General features: G+C 71.0%; 17 protein-coding genes. 13 read left to right on the top strand and 4 right to left on the bottom strand.

Translation table 11 applies throughout. The annotated features are described in order from the left end of the window. Window positions 1–96 precede the first annotated feature (96 nt). From ASD06_RS01325 to ASD06_RS01345, 5 genes are all read left to right on the top strand, one after another. Window positions 97–3933, top strand: coding sequence for a multifunctional oxoglutarate decarboxylase/oxoglutarate dehydrogenase thiamine pyrophosphate-binding subunit/dihydrolipoyllysine-residue succinyltransferase subunit (locus ASD06_RS01325; protein ID WP_056672174.1), 3837 nt, complete (start codon window positions 97–99; stop codon window positions 3931–3933). A gap of 6 nt (window positions 3934–3939) precedes the next feature. Then, window positions 3940–4119, top strand: coding sequence for a DUF6104 family protein (locus tag ASD06_RS01330; RefSeq protein ID WP_056672177.1), 180 nt, complete (start codon window positions 3940–3942; stop codon window positions 4117–4119). Window positions 4120–4123: 4 nt separating this feature from the next. Further along, complete coding sequence (locus ASD06_RS01335; protein ID WP_056672180.1) at window positions 4124–4738, top strand: GDSL-type esterase/lipase family protein; 615 nt, start codon at window positions 4124–4126, stop codon at window positions 4736–4738. A gap of 200 nt (window positions 4739–4938) precedes the next feature. Further along, entirely contained in the window at window positions 4939–5778 is an 840-nt protein-coding gene (locus tag ASD06_RS01340) for a DUF4097 family beta strand repeat-containing protein (RefSeq protein WP_056672182.1), read from the top strand. Next, complete coding sequence (locus ASD06_RS01345; RefSeq protein ID WP_056672184.1) at window positions 5775–6386, top strand: PadR family transcriptional regulator; 612 nt, start codon at window positions 5775–5777, stop codon at window positions 6384–6386. Before ASD06_RS01340 ends, ASD06_RS01345 begins: the two co-directional genes overlap by 4 nt. 102 nt (window positions 6387–6488) lie before the next feature. On the opposite strand, the gene ASD06_RS01350 is transcribed toward ASD06_RS01345, so the two are convergent. Further along, window positions 6489–7454 (bottom strand): zinc-binding dehydrogenase, encoded by a 966-nt coding sequence (locus ASD06_RS01350; RefSeq protein WP_056672187.1) that lies wholly within the window; start codon window positions 7452–7454, stop codon window positions 6489–6491. Between the two features lie 18 nt (window positions 7455–7472). Here ASD06_RS01350 and ASD06_RS01355 point away from each other — a divergent pair, with 18 nt between their 5' ends. Beyond that, complete coding sequence (locus ASD06_RS01355) at window positions 7473–9164, top strand: alkaline phosphatase D family protein (protein WP_056672190.1); 1692 nt, start codon at window positions 7473–7475, stop codon at window positions 9162–9164. Here the strand turns inward: ASD06_RS01355 and ASD06_RS01360 are convergent. Continuing rightward, window positions 9161–10369 carry an NADP-dependent malic enzyme gene (locus ASD06_RS01360; RefSeq protein WP_056672194.1) on the bottom strand — a complete coding sequence of 403 codons (1209 nt, stop codon included), beginning with the start codon at window positions 10367–10369 and terminating at the stop codon, window positions 9161–9163. The genes ASD06_RS01355 and ASD06_RS01360 overlap by 4 nt on opposite strands. Before the next feature lie 284 nt (window positions 10370–10653). Here ASD06_RS01360 and ASD06_RS01365 point away from each other — a divergent pair, with 284 nt between their 5' ends. The 7 genes from ASD06_RS01365 to mctP all read left to right on the top strand — a co-directional run bounded on the left by ASD06_RS01365 (window position 10654) and on the right by mctP (window position 16367). Then, window positions 10654–11562, top strand: coding sequence for an ABC transporter substrate-binding protein (locus tag ASD06_RS01365; RefSeq protein WP_056672197.1), 909 nt, complete (start codon window positions 10654–10656; stop codon window positions 11560–11562). Further along, on the top strand, window positions 11559–12512 hold the full coding sequence (locus tag ASD06_RS01370; protein ID WP_056672199.1) for an amino acid ABC transporter permease: 954 nt from the start codon (window positions 11559–11561) through the stop codon (window positions 12510–12512). Before ASD06_RS01365 ends, ASD06_RS01370 begins: the two co-directional genes overlap by 4 nt. Window position 12513: 1 nt before the next feature. Next, window positions 12514–13350: an amino acid ABC transporter ATP-binding protein gene (locus ASD06_RS01375; RefSeq protein WP_056672202.1), complete on the top strand. Its 837-nt coding sequence runs from the start codon at window positions 12514–12516 to the stop codon at window positions 13348–13350. A gap of 26 nt (window positions 13351–13376) precedes the next feature. Further along, window positions 13377–13688 (top strand): S24/S26 family peptidase, encoded by a 312-nt coding sequence (locus tag ASD06_RS01380; RefSeq protein WP_200941780.1) that lies wholly within the window; start codon window positions 13377–13379, stop codon window positions 13686–13688. Window positions 13689–13734: 46 nt separating this feature from the next. Next, entirely contained in the window at window positions 13735–14139 is a 405-nt protein-coding gene (gene sodN / locus ASD06_RS01385; protein ID WP_056672205.1) for a superoxide dismutase, Ni, read from the top strand. A gap of 285 nt (window positions 14140–14424) precedes the next feature. Beyond that, window positions 14425–14712 (top strand): DUF3311 domain-containing protein, encoded by a 288-nt coding sequence (locus ASD06_RS19515; RefSeq protein WP_235502169.1) that lies wholly within the window; start codon window positions 14425–14427, stop codon window positions 14710–14712. Continuing rightward, the gene (gene mctP / locus ASD06_RS01395; protein ID WP_056672208.1) at window positions 14709–16367 is read left to right on the top strand and encodes a monocarboxylate uptake permease MctP; all 1659 of its coding nucleotides are present in this window, start codon (window positions 14709–14711) and stop codon (window positions 16365–16367) included. Before ASD06_RS19515 ends, mctP begins: the two co-directional genes overlap by 4 nt. Window positions 16368–16431: 64 nt before the next feature. Here mctP and ASD06_RS01400 read toward each other — a convergent pair whose 3' ends face one another. Together ASD06_RS01400 and ASD06_RS01405 are read right to left on the bottom strand one after the other, a co-directional pair. Next, window positions 16432–17247, bottom strand: coding sequence for a YhjD/YihY/BrkB family envelope integrity protein (locus ASD06_RS01400; protein WP_200941781.1), 816 nt, complete (start codon window positions 17245–17247; stop codon window positions 16432–16434). A 77-nt stretch (window positions 17248–17324) separates the two neighbouring features. Next, window positions 17325–18416, bottom strand: a complete 1092-nt coding sequence (locus tag ASD06_RS01405) for a type IV pilus twitching motility protein PilT (RefSeq protein ID WP_200941782.1) — start codon at window positions 18414–18416, stop codon at window positions 17325–17327. Window positions 18417–18425: the final 9 nt, after the last annotated feature.

Consider the following 18425-nt stretch of genomic DNA (forward strand, 5'->3'; position numbering starts at 1 on the left):
CTAGCCTGGGGGGCGCCGGCCGGCCAGCTCGGTCGCGCACCGGCACCTTGGCCGATTCACCACGCGATTGACGAGACGGAAGAGGCGATCACCGCCGTGTCGCAGGAGTCCGCGAGCAGCGACCCGATGGCGGCCTTCGGGCCGAACGAATGGTTGGTGGACGAGCTCTACCAGCAGTACCTGAAGGACCGGTCGTCGGTCGACCGCGCCTGGTGGGAGTTCTTCGAGGACTACAGCCCCGCTGACGGCGCGACGCCCAACGGCCAGGGTGAGGCCGCGACCGCGCAGGCCACGACGCCGGCCGCATCCCCCCAGCCCGCCGCAGCGCCTCAGCCGCCCGCTGCTGCTCCCGCACCCGCCGCAGCGCCGGCTCCCGCACCGGCTCCCGCACCGGCGCCCGCGCCCGCCGCAGCACCGGCTCCCGCACCGGCTCCCACACCGGCTCCCGCACCGCAGGCCGTCCCCCAGCCGTCGTCCGAGCAGCGCGCCGACGGCGTCACCGCGCAGCGTGCCCAGCGCACCCCCTCACCCGCTCGGCCCGCGCCGTCGCCGGCTCCCGCCTCGAGCACCGACACCGACGTGACCACGCTGCGAGGTGCGTCAGCGCGCGTCGTCACGAACATGGAGGCCAGCCTCCAGGTGCCCACCGCCACGTCGGTGCGCGCCATCCCCGCCAAGCTGCTGATCGACAACCGCATCGTCATCAACAGCCACCTCAAGCGCAGCCGGGGCGGCAAGGTCTCGTTCACCCACATCATCGGCTACGCCGTGGTGAAGGCGCTCGGCGCGATGCCGGAGATGAACCACAGCTACACCGAGCGCGACGGCAAGCCGGCGCTCGCGCAGCCCGCGCACGTCAACCTCGGCCTGGCCATCGACCTCGCCAAGCCCGACGGCACCCGCCAGCTGCTCGTGCCGAGCATCAAGGGCGCCGAGACCATGGACTTCGCGCAGTTCTGGACCGCCTACGAGGACGTCGTCCGGCGCGCCCGCGCCCAGAAGCTCACGGCCGACGACTTCGCCGGTACCTCGATCAGCCTCACCAACCCGGGCACCATCGGCACCAACCACTCCGTGCCTCGCCTGATGAGCGGCCAGGGGACGATCATCGGCGTCGGCTCGCTGGACTACCCGGCCGAGTGGCAGGGCGCGAGCGAGGAGACGCTCAACCGCAGCGCGATCTCCAAGATCCTCACGCTGACCTCCACCTACGACCACCGCATCATCCAGGGTGCGCAGTCCGGTGACTTCCTGCGCCGCATCCACCAGCTGCTGCTGGGTGAGGACGGCTTCTACGACGAGATCTTCCGGTCGCTGCGGATCCCCTACGAGCCGATCCGCTGGATCCAGGACATCTCCGCCACCCACGACGACGACATCACCAAGACGGCGCGGGTGCAGGAGCTGATCCACGCCTACCGCGTGCGCGGCCACCTCATGGCCGACACCGACCCGCTGGAGTACCGCCAGCGCCGCCACCCCGACCTCGACGTGATCACGCACGGGCTGAGCCTGTGGGACCTCGACCGCGAGTTCCCCACCGGCGGCTTCGGCGGCAAGCCGTTCATGAAGCTGCGCCACATCCTCGGCGTGCTGCGCGACTCCTACTGCCGCACGGTCGGCGTCGAGTACATGCACATCCAGGACCCCGAGCAGCGGGCCTGGATCCAGAGCAAGATCGAGCGCCCGTACGCCAAGACCTCACCGGACGAGCAGCTGCGGATCCTGCGCCGGCTCAACGCGGCCGAGGCCTTCGAGACGTTCCTGCAGACCAAGTACGTCGGGCAGAAGCGGTTCAGCCTCGAAGGTGGCGAGTCGGTGATCGCCCTGCTCGACCGCGTGCTGTCGCGGGCCGCGAACGACGGGCTCGACGAGGTCTGCATCGGCATGCCGCACCGCGGCCGGCTCAACGTGCTCGCGAACATCGCCGGCAAGTCGTACGCGCAGATCTTCCGCGAGTTCGAGGGCACGCAGGACCCCCGCAGCGTGCAGGGTTCCGGCGACGTGAAGTACCACCTCGGCACCGAGGGCAAGTTCACGTCCGAGGAGGGTGCCCCCACCAAGGTGTACCTCGCCGCCAACCCCAGCCACCTCGAGGCCGTCAACCCGGTGCTCGAGGGCATCGTGCGGGCCAAGCAGGACCGCCTCGACCTCGGCGGGGAGTCGTTCACCGTGCTGCCCGTGCTGCTGCACGGCGACGCGGCGTTCGCCGGCCAGGGTGTCGTGGCCGAGACCCTCAACCTCTCGCAGCTGCGCGGCTACCGCACCGGCGGCACGATCCACGTCGTCATCAACAACCAGGTGGGCTTCACCACCGCGCCGTCGTCGTCGCGCTCGTCGTTCTACTCCACCGACGTCGCGCGCATGATCCAGGCGCCGATCTTCCACGTGAACGGCGACGACCCGGAGGCGTGCGTGCGCGTCGCCGAGCTCGCGTTCGAGTTCCGCCAGGAGTTCGGCAAGGACGTCGTCATCGACATGGTCTGCTACCGCCGTCGTGGTCACAACGAGGGCGACGACCCGTCGATGACCCAGCCGCTCATGTACCGGCTGATCGAGAACAAGCGCAGTGTCCGCAAGCTCTACACCGAGTCGCTCATCGGCCGCGGGGACATCACGGTCGAGGAGGCCGAGGCCGCGCTGCGCGACTACCAGCAGCAGCTCGAGCGCGTCTTCACCGAGACCCGTGAGGCGTCCCGGCCAGCGGCGGCGTCGTCCGAGCCGGCCGGGCTCGAGCGTCCGCAGGCGCAGGTCGACGACGAGGTCTACAGCGTCTCGCGCCCCTCGGCCATCAGCACCGAGGTGCTGCACCGCATCGGCGACGCGTTCAGTGAGATCCCTGAGGGCTTCGAGGTGCACCCCAAGCTGCAGCAGCTGCTGAAGCGCCGCACCCAGATGACCCGTGAGGGCGGCATCGACTGGGCCATGGGCGAGCTCATCGCCTTCGGGTCGCTGCTCATGGAGCAGACCCCCGTGCGCCTGGCCGGCCAGGACTCGCGCCGTGGCACGTTCGTGCAGCGCCACTCGGTGCTCATCGACAAGCACACGGCCGAGGAGTGGACGCCGCTGCTGTACCTCACCGACGAGCAGGCGCGCTTCTGGGTCTACGACTCGCTGCTGTCGGAGTACGCCGCGATGGGGTTCGAGTACGGCTACTCGGTCGAGCGGCCGGACGCGCTGGTGCTGTGGGAGGCGCAGTTCGGCGACTTCGTCAACGGCGCGCAGACCATCATCGACGAGTTCATCTCCTCGTCGGAGCAGAAGTGGGGCCAGCACTCGTCCGTCGTGCTGCTGCTGCCGCACGGCTACGAGGGTCAGGGCCCCGACCACTCCTCCGCCCGCATCGAGCGCTTCCTGCAGATGTGCGCCGAGGACAACATGACCGTCGCGATGCCCAGCACCCCGGCGTCCTACTTCCACCTGCTGCGCCGCCAGGCGTACGCACGGCCCCGGCGCCCGCTGGTCGTCTTCACGCCGAAGTCGATGCTGCGGCTCAAGGCCGCGGTGAGCGCGCCGGAGGACTTCACGAACGGCCACTTCCTGCCGGTGATCGGCGACGCCGCCGCCGACGCCTCGCGCGTCGACCGCGTCGTCCTGTGCTCGGGCAAGATCTACTGGGACCTCGTGGCCGAGCGCACCGCTCGCAATGACGACCGGACGGCGATCGTCCGCGTCGAGCAGCTCGCGCCGCTGCCCATCGACGAGATCCTCGCCGAGCTCGCGAAGTACCCCGAGGCCGAGCTCGTGTGGACCCAGCAGGAGCCCGCCAACATGGGGCCGTGGCCGCACGTCGCGCTGCACCTGCCCGAGCACCTCGGGGGCCGGGCGCTGCACCGCGCCTCGCGCAAGGCGTCCGCGTCGCCCGCGAGCGGGTCGTCGAAGCGGCACGAGGCCGAGCAGGCCGCCCTGCTCGAGCAGGCGCTCGGTCGGTAGCCCGCGATGTACTTCACCGACCGCGGGATCGAGGAGCTCGAGCAGCGTCGGGGCGACGAGCAGGTCTCCCTGACGTGGGTGTCCGAGCGGCTGCAGGAGTTCGTCGACCTCCACCCCGAGTTCGAGACGCCCGTCGAGCGGCTCGCCACCTGGCTGGCTCGCCTCGACGACGACGAGGACGAGTGACCTCGTGAGCGACCCGGACGTCGCACGCCGCGACGTGCGCCTGTGCATCGTCGGTGACTCCTACGTCACTGGCTACGGCGATCCCAAGGCGCTCGGCTGGGTGGGTCGCGTCGTCGCCCGCACGCCGCAGGACGACCTGGACCTGACCGTCCACCAGCTCGGCGTCCGGGGCGACTCGACGGCCGGCGTCCTCGAGAGGTGGCGCGCGGAGACCGGCCGCCGCTGGTTCGACGGCGCCGACAACCGGCTGGTCATCGCGGTCGGTGCGAACGACATCGGGCAGGGCATCTCCCTGGCCCGCACCCGGCTCAACCTCGCCAACGTCGTCGACGAGGCGGCAGCCGACGGGCTGCAGCCCTTCGTCGTCGGGCCCGCTCCCTGGCTCGACCCGGCCGACAACGAGCGGTTGCGCGCCGTCGTGGACGCCGAGCGCGACGTCTGCGAGCGCCGCGGCGTGCCCTTCGTCGACTGCTTCACGCCCCTGCTCTCCCACGAGCAGTGGTTCGCCGACCTCGGTGCCGGCGACGGCATGCACCCGGGCCAGGCAGGCTACGGCCTGCTCGCCTGGCTCGTGCTGCACTGCGGGTGGCCGCAGTGGCTCGGTCTCGACCCCCGCTGACCCCCTGCCCTGCTCCCTCCCGGCCCGTCCGCCAACCCCTCCCCAACCCGTCCCCCGGCGTGATCATGCACGCCAGCGCAGCCTCGGTGCGCGGACGTGCATGATCACGGCCGGTGAGAGCGGAGAAGGGTTGACGACTCTCGCAACTCGCGATATATCTTGTTCACCACAGACGCGATATATCGTGAACGGAGCTGGAGATGAGCGAGAGCTGGCAGGTCGACGGACCCCGCATCCTGGAGGTCGGCGGCGAGAGCGAGCCGGTGCGCGAGCTGCGCGTCGGCCTGGTGGCCGGGCGCGTCGACGTCGTCGCGCACCCCGCGGACGCCCAGGACGCCGAGGAAGCAGCCACGGCGCGGCTCGAGGTCACCGACGTCAAGGGCCGCCCGCTGGAGGTCACCTGGGACGGCGGCGTGCTGACGGTGCAGCACCCGAAGGTCACGTGGGACGGCCTGCTGGAGTCGATCAAGGCGATGGCCCGCCGCGACGACCGCGCCGAGATCAGCGTGGCCGTGCCGGCCGGCACCCGGGTGCGCGTGTCGACCGTCTCGGCCGACGGTCTGATCGCCGGCCTGCGGCAGGGCGCCACGGTGCGCACGGTGAGCGGCGAGCTGGCCGTCGACGACGTCCACGGGGACGTCGCCGCACGCACGATCTCCGGCCGCATCGACGTGCGTGACCTGCACGGCTCGCTCAGCGGCGAGTCGGTGAGCGGGTCGATCGTCGTGCAGGCGGCCGAGCTGCCACGTCTGGACGTCAAGACGGTGTCGGGCGAGCTGGTCGTCGACCTGCACACGGCCCCCAGCCGGGTCGACATGAAGAGCGTGTCGGGCGACCTCGTGGTGCGGATCCCCGGCGACAGCGGCTTCCGGCTCGACGCGCGCAGCGTCTCGGGCCAGATCGTCGCCGACGGCCGGCGCATCGGCGCCGGACGCCCCGGCCCGCCGCAGGGCGAGATCCGCGACGGCGACGAGTCGGTGCGCGTGTCGGCGACCTCCGTGAGCGGCGACGTCACGCTGCTGCGCAAGGACGCGTCGTGAGCCCTATCTTCGCCCACGGCCAGCTGCGCCTGTACCTGCTGACCGCGCTGGCCGACGGCCCGAAGCACGGCTACGAGATCATCCGCGACCTCGAGGAGCGCTTCGGCGGCCTCTACTCCCCCAGCGCCGGCACGATCTACCCCCGGCTGGCTCGCCTGGAGGACGAGGGGCTGGTGGTGCGCGAGGACGAGGGCCGCAAGGCCGTCTACCGCATCACCGACGCCGGGCGCGCCGAGCTGGACGCCCGGGCGGGCGACGTCGACGACCTGCGAGACGACCTCGAGCGCTCGGTGCGCCAGCTCGCCGAGCAGGTGCGCGCGCAGGTGCAGGGCGGCTCGAAGCAGCTGCGCGCTGAGCTGCTCGCCGCCGCCAAGACCGCTCGCCGCAGCGCCCACGACGAGCCGGCCGGAGAGCGGCCGCCGCAGGGTCGGCAGGGCCAGGTGGAGCGCGCCGTGGAGGAGCTGCGGCACGGCCTGCGTGCGGCGACCCGCCGCGAGTGGATCGACCAGGAGTCCGTCAACCAGATCGTCACCATCATCGACCGGGCGCGGGCCGACGTCATGGACGTCGTCAGCCGCGCCGTAGACCAGCACCGGAGGCAACCATGACCGTCCCCGTCAGCACCGAGCAGGTGCTCAGCTACGTCGCCCAGGAGCGCGTGCGCGCCACGGTGCGCCGCCGCCGTCCGAGCCCGCGCCTGCGTGGTGACCTCAGCGGGTGAAGACGATCTTGCCGAAGACGTCCTCGTGCAGCATCCGCTCGAAGCCCTCTCGGGCGTCCTCGAGCGGCAGCACGTGGTCGATGAGCGGGCGGACGCCGGTCACCGCGCACAGCCGCATCAGCCGGTCCAGCTCATCGCGGGTGCCCATGGTGGAGCCCACGACGCTGAGCTGCAGGAAGAAGATGCGGGTGAGCTCGGCGGGCGGGGCGTCACCGCTCGTGGCGCCGCACGTGACGATCACGCCGCCGGGCCTGAGCGACTTCACCGAGTGCGACCACGTCGCCTTGCCGACCGTCTCCATGACGCCGTCGACGCGTTCGGGGAGCCGGGCGCCGGACTCGAAGGCCTGGTCGGCGCCGAGCTCGATCGCCTTGGCCCGCTTGGCCTCGTCGCGGCTGGTCACCCACATCCGGTAGCCGGCCGCGGAGCCCAGCGCCACGAGCGCCGTCGCCACGCCGCCGCCTGCCCCCTGCACGAGCACGGTCGAGCCCGGGGCCAGGCCTGAGCGGGTGAAGAGCATCCGGTACGCCGTCAGCCACGCCGTCGGCAGGCAGGCCGCCTCCTCGAACGACAGCTCCGCCGGCTTGGGCACGAGGTTGCGGCGCGGCACGACCACCTCGTCGGCGAAGGTGCCCTGGTAGCGCTCGCTCAGCAGGCTGCGGCGCGGGTCGAAGGTCTCGTCGCCGGTCCAGTCGGGGTCGCTCACGACGGCGTGCACGACCACCTCGCGTCCCTCGTCGTCGACGCCGGCTCCGTCGCACCCGAGGATCATGGGCAGCCGGTCGGCCGGAAGGCCGACACCGCGCAGGCTCCACAGGTCGTGGTGGTTCAGGCTCGCCGCCCGCAACCGCACGCGCGCCCAGCCCTCGGGTACGTCCGGGGCGGGCCGGTCGCCGGTGCGGAGGGCGGCCAGCGGGTCGTCGGCGTGGGATTCGGCGGCGTAGACTGCGAACATGGTGCGACCCTAGCCCCCGTGACCACTTGCGCCGACGGGCCCTCCGTCGTCGTCGGCCCGCTGCTGCGGCACGTCGGCGACACCACCGCGACCGTCTGGGTCGAGACCGACGCCCCGTGCGAGGTGGAGGTGCTGGGGCACCGCACCCGCACCTGGGACGTGCACGACCACCACTACGCGCTCGTGGTCGTGGAGGGTCTGGAGCCCGACACGCGCACGCCGTACGAGGTGCGCCTCGACGGGCGCCTGGCCTGGCCGGAGCCGGGTTCGCCCCACCCACCGAGCGTGATCCACACCCTCGGGGACGACGACCGCCTGCGCCTGGCCTTCGGCTCGTGCCGGCGGGCCGCGCCGTTCGACCGCCGCACCCTGCGCTCGGTGGGCGCCGACGCGCTGGTGGCGCTGGCCCAGCGGATGATGGCCGGCGACGACGGCCACTGGCCGCACGCGCTGCTGCTCGCCGGCGACCAGGTCTACGCCGACGAGCCCTCCCCCGCGCTGAAGGAGCGGCTGCGCCACCTGCACGACCTCGGCGAACGCGTGCAGGACGGCGACGAGCGGCGCGAGCGCGGCTACCGCGACCCCGAGGTGCGCGAGGAGATCGTCGACTTCGAGGAGTACACCTGGCTCTACCACGAGTCGTGGCGCACACCGGCGGTGCGCTGGCTGCTGTCCACGCTGCCGACGGCGATGATCCTCGACGACCACGACCTGCGCGACGACTGGAACAGCTCGTGGTCGTGGCGGCAGGAGACGAGCGCCAAGCCGTGGTGGCGCGACCGGGTGGTGGGCGCGTTCTCGTCGTACTGGGTCTACCAGCACCTCGGCAACCTCTCACCGCGCGAGCTCGCGGACGACGCGCTCTACCGGCAGGTGCGCGAGGCGCCCGACGGCGCGGCACGCGCGCGGTTGCTGGCCGACTTCTCACTGCGTGCGGACTCCGAGCCCGACACCGCGCGCTGGAGCTTCGTGCGCGACTTCGGGCGCACACGGCTCGTGGTGCTCGACTCGCGCTGCTCGCGCCGCCTCGACCCCGACGACCGCGCGATGGTCGACGCCAAGGAGTGGGCGTGGTTCCAACAGGCCACCGAGGTGGACGTCGACCACCTGCTCATCGGCACGTCGCTGCCCTTCCTGCTCGTCCACGGTGTGCACCACCTCGAGGGCTGGGACGAGGCCGTCGCGCAGGGTGCCTGGGGTGAGCCCGGTCGCCGCCTGGGCGAGCAGCTGCGCCGGGCGGTCGACCTCGAGCACTGGGCGGCGTTCCGGCGGTCGTTCGATGCGATGGTGGGGCTGGTGCAGTCGGTCGCCGGCCGTGACCGGCCGCCCGCCAGCGTGCTGTGGCTGTCGGGTGACGTGCACTGCTCCTACATCGCGACGGCCGAGGTAGAGGGCGTCGACGCCAACCGCACCGCGATGGTGCAGCTCACGATGTCGCCGTTCCGCAATCCGTTGGGGCCGTTCATCCGTCGAGCCAACCGCTGGCTCGACCGGCCGGCCGTCGCGGGCGCGCTCCACTGGTTGGCGCGGCGAGCCGGGGTGCGAGACCCCGGCATCCGCTGGGCCGTCGACGGCGGCCCGTGGTTCAGCAACGGTGTGATGACCGTCGACATCGCCGGACGCCGAGCCGCCGTCGAGGTGGAGCACGCTCACGTCGTGCAGGGCAGCCAGGTGCTCGACCGCACGCTCACCCGCACGCTGACCCGCTAGGCGCGCGCGACACCCTCCCGCCGCGCCGCTGCGGCCACCGCCTCGGCGACGGCTGGCACGACCCGCTCGTCGAACACGCAGGGCACGACCTCGCCCGGCGTGGGCTCCGCCACCAGCCCCGCGATCGCTTGTGCCGCAACGAGCTTCATGCCTTCCGTCACCGACGTGGCGCGGGCGTCGAGCGCCCCGCGGAAGATGCCGGGGAAGGCCAGCACGTTGTTGATCTGGTTCGGGTAGTCGCTGCGTCCGGTGGCGACGACGTCGGCGTAGCGGGCTGCGACGTCGGGATGCACCTCCGGGTCGGGGTTGGCGAGCCCGAAGATGATCGCTCGCGGGGCCATGCGCGCCAGAGCGTCCTCCGGCACCGTGCCACCGCTGACGCCGATGTAGGCGTCGGCTCCGTCGAGGGCGTCGGCCAAGCCACCGGCGACGCCACGCAGGTTCGTGGTCGCGGCCAGCCTGCGCTTGTGCGCCGCCAGGTCGCTGCGACTGGGCTCGATGACGCCGCGGCTGTCGCAGACGACGACGTCACCCACACCGGCCCGCAGCAAGATCTTCGTCACGGCCACCCCGGCAGCGCCCGCCCCGCCCACGACGACGCGCAGGCCCTCGAGCGGCTTGGCCACGACGCTGGCGGCGTTCAGCAGCGCCGCCAGGGCCACCACCGCCGTCCCGTGCTGGTCGTCGTGGAACACGGGGATGGGGAGCCGCTCCTTGAGCCGCCGCTCGACCTCGAAGCAGCGCGGGGCCGAGATGTCCTCGAGGTTGATGCCCCCGAACGACGGCGCCAGGCGGGCGATGGTGTCGACCAGCTCGTCGACGTCCGTGGTGTCGAGGCAGACCGGCACGGCGTCGATCCCGGCGAAGTGCTTGAACAGCACCGCCTTCCCCTCCATCACCGGCAGCGCGGCGGCAGGTCCGATGTCACCCAGGCCGAGCACTGCCGTGCCGTCCGTGACGACCGCGACGGTGTTGGCGCGCGAGGTGTAGACGTCGGCCAGCTCCGGATCGAGCGCGATGGCGCGGGAGACCTCGGCGACGCCGGGCGTGTAGGCGAGCGAGAGCTCCGCGCGTCCGGTGAGCGGGGTGCGCGCGCGCACCTCGAGCTTGCCGCCGCGGTGGTACTCGAACACCGGCGAGGTCGGGTCGTGGCTGGGCGTGAGCGCGCCCGCGGCGGTGCGAGAAAGGGACAGTTCGGCGGACATGGGTCCGTTTCACCTCATCTGGGTTGCTTCGGGGACCTCGAGACCCGTTCCCGCGTGCGGCCGGCGATACTGCCGTAGTGCACGAGCTGGGGCGGCCGGGTGTGGCCGCGGGGCCTTCGCACGGGGGTCTCCCGCAAGACGTGACCATCGTGCCACACGGATTTCGTCGTCACCACGGCTGGAAGGTCACGAGACGGTCGAAGTTGTTGTGACGTGCATGACGTTGCCGTCCGCGGGGTGGCAGGATGCGGATCACCTGACCGAAGCCCCGTAGGAGGCCTCCCTTGTTGCTCCGCTCCCGTCGCGCTGCCGCTGCCGTCGTCTTCGGCACCGGGATCGCGATCTCGCTGTCCGCCTGTGGGTCGGACTCGCTGTCGACCGGTGGCAGCTCCAACACCAAGACCGTCGCGTCCGCGAGCGTCGACTCCGCGCTGGCGGCCAAGCTGCCGGACAAGGTCAAGACGGCGAAGAAGATCGTGGTGGGCACCGACGCCTCCTACGCCCCCAGCGAGTTCCTCGCCGCGGACGGCAAGACCGTCCAGGGCTTCGACGTCGACCTGTTCAAGGCAGTCGGCCAGAAGTTCGGCGTCGACGTCGAGTTCGTGCCCGCCGACTTCTCGAGCATCATCACCGGCGTCCAGGGCGGCAAGTACGACGTCGGCGTCTCGTCGTTCACGATCAACGACGAGCGCAAGCAGCAGGTCAACATGGTGAGCTACTACAGCGCCGGCACGCAGTGGGCCACGGCCAAGGGCAACCCCAAGAACGTCAGCCCCGACGCCGCGTGCGGCCTCACGGTCGCCGTGCAGACGGGCACCGTGCAGCAGGAGGAGGACCTGCCCAAGCGGCAGAAGGCCTGCAAGGACGCCGGTAAGCCGGCCATCAAGGTCCTGCCGTACAAGGGTCAGGACCAGGCCACGGCGGCCGTGGCCACGGGCAAGGCGGACGCCATGCTCGCCGACTCGCCGGTCTGCGCCTACGCGGTGCTGCAGTCGTCGGGTGCGCTCATGACCGTCGGCGACGTCTACGACTCCGCGCCCTACGGTTACGTCGTGCCCAAGGACCAGACGGACTTCGCGAACGCCCTCGTCGACGCACTGAAGGCGCTGAAGTCCGACGGCACCTACGACAAGGTGCTCGACAAGTGGGGCGTGAAGTCCGGCGCGATCAGCGACTTCGCCGTCAACCCGTGACCGCTGAGCCGATGTCGAGCCCCGGGGCCGAGCGCCCCGGGGCGATCGACGCGGTACCGCTGCGGCACTACGGCCGGTGGGTGGCGGTCGCGGTCATCGCCGTCCTGACGTTGATGCTGCTGCACCTGCTGCTCACGAACAAGGCCTTCGAGTGGTCGTTCGTGGCCAAGGCCATGAACCAGCGCCCGGTGATCGAGGGCCTGCTCAAGGGCACGATCCTCGTGACGATCTGCTCGATGGTCGTCGGCGTCGTCGGCGGCGTCGTCCTGGCGGTCATGCGCCTGTCGGCCAACCCGGTGCTGTCCGGGGTCGCCTGGGTGTTCACGTGGTTCTTCCGCAGCATCCCGCGACTGGTGCTGCTCACCACGATGGGCGTGCTCGGCCTGCTGTTCCGCGACGGTCTGTCGTTCGGGTTCCCGTTCGACTGGGTGATCATGGACTGGCTGGGCCTGTCGTCGGACCTGCGGTTCCTGACCCTCAACGCCAACGAGATCTTCGCCGGCATCTGGGGCGGCATCCTCGGCCTCGGGCTCTCCGAGGCCGCGTACATGGCCGAGATCGCCCGCGCGGGCATCCTCAGCGTCGACCAGGGGCAGCGCGAGGCCGCCCAGGCCCTCGGCATGTCGAGCGGCAAGACCATGCGCAGAGTCGTTCTGCCGCAGGCCATGCGCGTGATCGTTCCCCCGACGGGCAACGAGACCATCGCCATGATGAAGGACACCTCGCTGCTGATCGGCCTGCCGCTGACCACGGAGATGTTCTTCCAGCTGCAGTCGATCGGCAGCCGCACGTACAAGACCTTCCCCGTGCTCGTGGCTGCCACGATCTACTACCTGATCCTCACCAGCATCATGATGGTCGGCCAGTACTTCCTGGAGCGCCGCTTCGGCCGCGGCTTCGGCAGCAAGACGGGCGTCAAGCCCACCGGCATCACCGAGGAAGGCCACTGAGATGGCGCGCGAGATGCCGCTGGTGCACGCGGTCAACGTGCACAAGGCCTTCCACGGCACCGAGGTGCTCAAGGGCATCGACCTCGACGTCAGCACCGGTGAGGTGGTGTGCCTGCTCGGGCCGTCCGGTTCGGGCAAGACGACGTTCCTGCGCTGCATCAACCAGCTCGAGACGATCGACGGCGGCCGCATCTGGGTCGACGGCGACCTCATGGGCTACGAGGAACGCGACGGCAAGCTGCACCAGCTGAGCGACAAGCAGATCGCCGCGCAGCGCCGCGAGATCGGCATGGTGTTCCAGCGGTTCAACCTGTTCCCACACATGACCGCCACCGAGAACGTCATGGAGGCGCCGGTGCAGGTCAAGGGCATCGGCAAGGCCGAGGCGCGCAAGCACGCTGTCGAGCTGCTGCAGCGCGTCGGCATGGCCGACCGCTCGCACGCCTACCCCGCCCAGCTCTCCGGCGGCCAGCAGCAACGGGTGGCCATCGCGCGGGCCCTGGCCATGCAGCCCAAGCTGATGCTCTTCGACGAGCCGACGAGCGCGCTCGACCCCGAGCTCGTCGGTGAGGTGCTCACGGTCATGCGCGAGCTGGCCTCTGACGGCATGACGATGATCGTGGTGACCCACGAGATGTCGTTCGCCCGCGAGGTCGCCGACCGCGTCGTCTTCATGGACGGCGGGGTCGTCGTCGAGCAGGGTGAGCCGCGCCAGGTCATCTCCAACCCTCAGCACGCCCGCACGCGCTCGTTCCTGCAGCGCATGCAGCGCGAGGAGGCCGAGGGTCATCACGGCAGCGCCATCCACGAGCCCGGCGACCCGGCGACGGAGGCCTGACGCTGTCAGGTCGGTGGGGCCTGACCGTGGTGCGCGGCCGGTCGATGCTGCCGACGCTGCACGACGGCGACCGGTTGCTCGTGCGGTGGGGCGCCGTCCCGCGCCCGGGCCGGCTGGTCGTCGTCCGGCTGCCGGACGCCGATGACGGCCCGCGGCCGGTGTCGGTCAAGCGGGCCGTGCGCCGCGAGGGCCGCACCTGGTGGGTCGAGCGCGACAGCCCCACCGAGGGGGTCGACTCGTGGCAGGTGGGGGCCATCGCCGAAGCCGACGTCCTGGGCGTCGTGCTGGCGCGCGTGTGGCCCCGGCCCGCCCGCGCGCTCCCCGACCCGCGCGGGTAAGTTGAGCATGATCGTTCACGCGAGTCGCGAAAGAAGGGACCACCCCATGCTCTCCCGCCTGTTCGCCCGCACCGTCGAGGTCAGCGCGCACTGCGACCTCCCCTGCGGCGTCTACGACCCCGCGCAGGCCAAGATCGAGGCCGAGTCGGTGAAGGCCATCATCGGCAAGATGAAGGACAACTCCGACCCCGAGTTCCAGACCCGCGCGATCCTCATCAAGGAGCAGCGCGCCGAGCTCGTGAAGCACCACCTGTGGGTGCTCTGGACCGACTACTTCAAGCCGCCGCACTTCGAGAAGTACCCGCAGCTGCACCAGCTGTTCAACGAGGCCACCAAGCTCGCCGGCGCCGCGGGCGCCAAGGGCACCTCTGACCCCGGCAAGGCCGACGAGCTGCTCGCCAAGATCGACCAGATCGCCGAGATCTTCTGGGAGACCAAGAAGGCCGCCTGAGTCTCACCTCGAAGCCCCGGTCCGCGCTGCGGGCCGGGGCGTCGTCGTCCTCCCGGCACCGCGGCCCCGCACTTGTGACGCGTTAGGGCCCTTTCGCCGTCCAGGTTGGGTACGAAAGTCGTCACAAGTCGGCAGGTAGGGGCCGGCGCCGCGACCGGTTACCGCAACGCGCCGACCGCCTGGCGCGCAAGATCGTTGCACAGCGGCACATCGGGAGTATCGTCCCGCCCGGCGGTGGCATCCGAGCCCCGCCGATCGTCCGACGAACCCCGCCCGGAGGCCCCCGTGGACAGACCCGTCGACCGACCCGCCGACGACCGAGATCGCGAGGTCGTCTCGCGTCGCCCTCCCACCCCGCAGCTCGTCCTGGTCATCGTGCTGCTGGCCGCTCCCGTCGTCGCCCTGATGTGGGTGTCGAGCTACGCCAAGGCCACGCCGAAGCTGTGGGGATTCCCCTTCTTCTTCTGGTACCAGTTCCTGTGGGTGTTCCTCGCCGCCATCTGCACGTCCATCGCCTACCGCGTCGTCGTCGCCAGCACCGGACGCCGCGCCGACCGTGAGGAGCGCCGATGAGCGCGGCCCTGCTCAGCGCCGAGAAGACCACGGGGGTCAACGGGACGGCGCTGACGATCGTCATCATCCTGTTCCTGCTCGTGACGGTCATGGGGTTCATGGCGGCTCGCTGGCGCAGCACCGGGCCGATGGGGAGCCTGCAGGAGTGGGGCCTCGGCGGGCGCTCCTTCGGCACCTTCATCACGTGGTTCCTGCTCGGCGGCGACCTCTACACCGCCTACACGTTCGTCGCGGTGCCGGCAGCGATGTTCGCCACCGGTGCCGTGAGCGGCTTCTTCGCCGTCCCGTACACGATCGTGGTCTACCCGATCATCTTCGTGTTCATGTCGCGGCTGTGGTCGGTGTCGCACACCCACGGGTTCGTCACGCCGGCTGACTTCGTCAAGGGTCGGTACGGGTCGCGCGGCCTCTCGCTCGCCGTCGCGATCACCGGCATCCTCGCGACGATGCCCTACATCGCCCTGCAGCTCGTCGGCATCCAGGCGGTGCTCGAGGTCATGGGCATCGGCGGCAGCGGCAACTGGCTCGCGCGTGACCTGCCCCTGCTCATCGCGTTCGCGGTGCTCGCGGCGTACACGTACTCCAGCGGACTGCGCGCTCCGGCGATGATCGCGTTCGTCAAGGACGGGCTGATCTACCTGGTGATCCTGGTCGCCATCATCTACCTGCCCCACAAGGTGGGCGGCTGGGACCACATCTTCGGTGCGGCCCAGGAGAAGATGGCCAAGCCGAACGCCGTGACGGGCAAGCCGACGGGCGCGTTCATCCCGAGCTCGCTGCAGTTCTGGCCGTACGCGACGTTGGCGCTGGGCTCGGCGATGGCGCTGTTCATGTACCCGCACTCGATCACCGCCGTGCTGTCGAGCAAGAACCGTCACGTGATCCGGCGCAACGCCTCGATCCTGCCGGCGTACTCGTTCCTGCTCGGCCTGCTGGCCCTGCTGGGATGGGTCGCGATCGCGGCGGGCACCAAGCCGATCGGGCTCGACGGCAAGCCGAACCCGCAGCTCGTCGTCCCGCAGCTGTTCGAGGACCAGTTCCCGTCGTGGTTCGCGGGCATCGCCTTCGCGGCCATCGCGATCGGGGCGCTCGTGCCGGCGGCGATCATGTCGATCGCGGCGGCGAACCTGTTCACCCGCAACATCTACCGCGACTGGATCAAGCCGAACGCCACGAACGCCCAGGAGGCGTCGGTGTCGAAGCTCGTGTCGCTCATCGTGAAGCTGGGTGCGCTGCTGTTCGTCTTCACGCTCGACAAGACGCTGGCGCTGAACTTCCAGCTACTCGGCGGCGTGTGGATCCTGCAGACGTTCCCCGCGATCGTCTTCGGGCTCTACACCCGCTGGTTCCACCGGTGGGCGCTGCTCGCCGGCTGGGCGGTCGCCATGGTCTACGGCACCATCACCGCCTACCAGCAGATCAACCCCGCGACGGGCAAGCACTTCGGCTCGTCGGTGGGTGCGATCGACATCATCGGCAAGAGCGGCTACATCGCGCTGACGGCGTTCGTCATCAACGTCGTCGTCGCCGCGGTGCTCACCCTGGTGTTCCGGGCTCTGAAGGCGCCGGCTGGTGAGGACGTCACCGTTCCTCGTGACTACCGGGCGGACGCCGGTGACCCCAGCGTCCACGACATCCCCGAGCTCGCGGGCTGACGCACGACGCTCGAGCGGACGGCGGTGCATCCCACGGGGTGCACCGCCGTCCGGCGTCTCGAGGTCAGGCCCGGGCGAGCGCCGCCGCCTGGCGCGTGGCGGCCCAGCCGACCAGCACCACCAGGTGCAGCACCCACAGCCACAGCAGGACGGCGACCGCGGCCCCGATGCCGGTGACGCCACCGAACGGCGCACCCAGGTCGAGCGGCAGCGACAGGAACAGCACGAAGCCCTGCAGGAAGCCCGCGACGAACGCACCGGTCGCCAGGCCGCCCAGCACGCTCGCGCGCCACCCGAGGACGCCGGGTGCGACGACGCGGAACGTCCAGGCGAGCGGCACCGACACCACCAGCCAGTCGACGTTGAGCGCGACGTAGACCCCGAGCACCCGGCCGCCGGCTCCGGAGCCGAACAGGTCGGCCAGCAACGGCGTCACGCCGAGCACCGCGAGCAGCAGCACCGGTGCGAGCGCCAGTATCGGCACCGCCGCCAGCCGGCCGCGCCAGCCACTGAGCCGGTCGTCGACGTCCGCCAGCGCGACGTACGCCCGGCGCAGACCTTCGCCGTACACCGAGGCCGGCAGCAGTGAGACCAGGACGCCGAACCAGCTCAGCTCGGTGCCGCGCCGCAGCAGACCGGCCGCCACTCCCCCGGCGCCGAGGGTGCCCGGCAAGGCCCGCGTCAGGTCGGCCGTGAGGTCGAGCACGCCGTCGCGACCGATGAGCACGGCGAGCATGCGGGTGGCGATGAGCAGTCCCGGCACTACGGCGATCGCCGCGTAGAAGGTGACGCCGGCGGCGTACAGCAGCAGGTCGTGGCCACGCAGGGCGTGCACGGTGGACGCCGGCAGCCGGCGCATCACCCGCCGGACGCCTCCCACGCCGCGACGCTAACCCACCCCTCCCCACGCCGCCACGTGCACTTCGGATCCGAAGTGCACGGGTGGGGCGGGGCGCGTCAGGCGACGAGGCCGAGGCGGCGCAGCTCGACGGTGAGGTCGTGCGGGTTGCTGGAGGCGCTCATGGCGTCCTCGAGCGTCACCACGCCGTCGCGGATCAGCGTGGTGAGGTGCTGGTCGAAGGTCTGCATGCCGTAGAAGCCGCCCTCGGTGATGAGCTCGGTGAGGGTGCTCGTCTTGTCGGGGTCGACGATGGCGTCGGCGACACGGCCGGTGTTGACCGCGATCTCCATCGCCACGCAGCGGCCCTGGCCGTCGGCGCGGGGCACCAGACGCTGGCAGATGATGCCGCGCAGCGCACCGGCGAGCGCCAGTCGCACCTGCTTCTGCTCGTGCGGCGGGAAGAAGTCGATGATGCGGGCCACCGTCTCCTGCGCGTTCGTGGTGTGCAGGGTCGACATGACGAAGTGGCCGGTCTCGGACGCCGACAGCGCCGCCTTCACGGTCTCGACGTCGCGCATCTCGCCGACGAGGATGACGTCGGGGTCCTGGCGCATCGCTGCGCGCAGCGCCACCGAGAAGTCCTCGGTGTCGAGGCGCACCTCGCGCTGGTTGATCATCGAGAGCTGGTCGCGGTGCAGCACCTCGATGGGGTCCTCGATGGTGACGATGTGGCACTCGCGGTGGGTGTTAATGTGGTCGACCATGCCCGCGAGAGTCGTCGTCTTGCCCGAGCCCGTGGGGCCGGTGACGAGCACCAGGCCGCGCGGCTCGAGGGCGAGCTGGCTGATCACCGGCGGCACGCCGAGGTCGTCTAGCGGGATCGCACCCACGGAGACGCGACGGAACACCAGGCCGATCGACCCGCGGGTGCGGAAGGCGTTGACGCGGAAGCGCCCGACGCCGGGCAGCGAGTAGGCGAAGTCGGCCTCGTTCGTGCGCTGGAACGACTCGCGCAGGTCATCGCGCATCACCTCGTCGGCGATCGCGGCGGTCTGCTCAGGGGTCAGCGAAGGTCCCTGCAGCTTGCGGAGCCGCCCGTCGATGCGCACGCGAGCCGGGGAACCCACCTTGATGTGCAGGTCGGAGCCCCGCAGCTCCGCGAGGGCGCGAAGGTACGGCGAGACGGAGATCAGGCCGGAGTCGTCCACGTGAAGCAG

The sequence above is a fragment of the Angustibacter sp. Root456 genome (genome assembly GCF_001426435.1).
Taxonomy (GTDB): Bacteria; Actinomycetota; Actinomycetes; order Actinomycetales; family Angustibacteraceae; genus Angustibacter.